This window comes from Nocardia sp. NPDC058114, assembly GCF_042884695.1.
Classification (GTDB): domain Bacteria; phylum Actinomycetota; class Actinomycetes; order Mycobacteriales; family Mycobacteriaceae; genus Nocardia.
Genome location: NZ_JBHVTK010000029.1, coordinates 1 through 1,064, shown reverse-complemented (window position 1 = coordinate 1,064; position 1,064 = coordinate 1). Strand labels below are relative to the sequence as shown.

Annotated in this window: 1 rRNA gene; it reads right to left on the bottom strand. The window is 54.8% G+C overall.

Annotated features, from left to right (window positions below):
• Window positions 1–36 precede the first annotated feature (36 nt).
• Window positions 37–1,064 (bottom strand): 23S ribosomal RNA (locus ACFVVI_RS35660); the annotation flags it as partial.

Here is a 1,064-nt window from a genome sequence, read left to right as displayed (position 1 = left end):
TGTTTCAGAAACCGCACAGTGGACGCGTAACACCTTCGTAGTAAGCCCTCGGCCTATTAGTACCAGTCACCTACACCAGTTACCTGGCTTCCAATTCTGGCCTATCAACCCCATGGTCTGTAGGGGGCCTTAACCCATCAAGTGGGAGAGAAACCTCATCTTGGAACAGGCTTCCCGCTTAGATGCTTTCAGCGGTTATCCCTTCCGAACGTAGCCAACCAGCAGTGCTCCTGGCGGAACAACTGGCACACCAGAGGTTCGTCCGTCCCGGTCCTCTCGTACTAGGGACAGCCTTCCTCAAGTTTCTTACGCGCGCGGCGGATAGAGACCGAACTGTCTCACGACGTTCTAAACCCAGCTCGCGTGCCGCTTTAATGGGCGAACAGCCCAACCCTTGGGACCTACTCCAGCCCCAGGATGCGACGAGCCGACATCGAGGTGCCAAACCATCCCGTCGATATGGACTCTTGGGGAAGATCAGCCTGTTATCCCCGGGGTACCTTTTATCCGTTGAGCGACACCGCTTCCACTTGCCGGTGCCGGATCACTAGTCCCGACTTTCGTCCCTGCTCGACCTGTCAGTCTCACAGTCAAGCTCCCTTGTGCACTTGCACTCAACACCTGATTGCCAACCAGGCTGAGGGAACCTTTGGGCGCCTCCGTTACATTTTGGGAGGCAACCGCCCCAGTTAAACTACCCACCAGGCACTGTCCCTGAACCAGATCATGGTCCGAGGTTAGAAGTCCAATACGATCAGAGTGGTATTTCAACGACGACTCCACCCGAACTAGCGTCCGAGCTTCACAGTCTCCCACCTATCCTACACAAACCGTACCGAACACCAATACCAAGCTATAGTGAAGGTCCCGGGGTCTTTTCGTCCTGCCGCGCGTAACGAGCATCTTTACTCGTAATGCAATTTCGCCGAGTCTGTGGTTGAGACAGCAGAGAAGTCGTTACGCCATTCGTGCAGGTCGGAACTTACCCGACAAGGAATTTCGCTACCTTAGGATGGTTATAGTTACCACCGCCGTTTACCGGGGCTTAAATTCTCAGCTTCGCC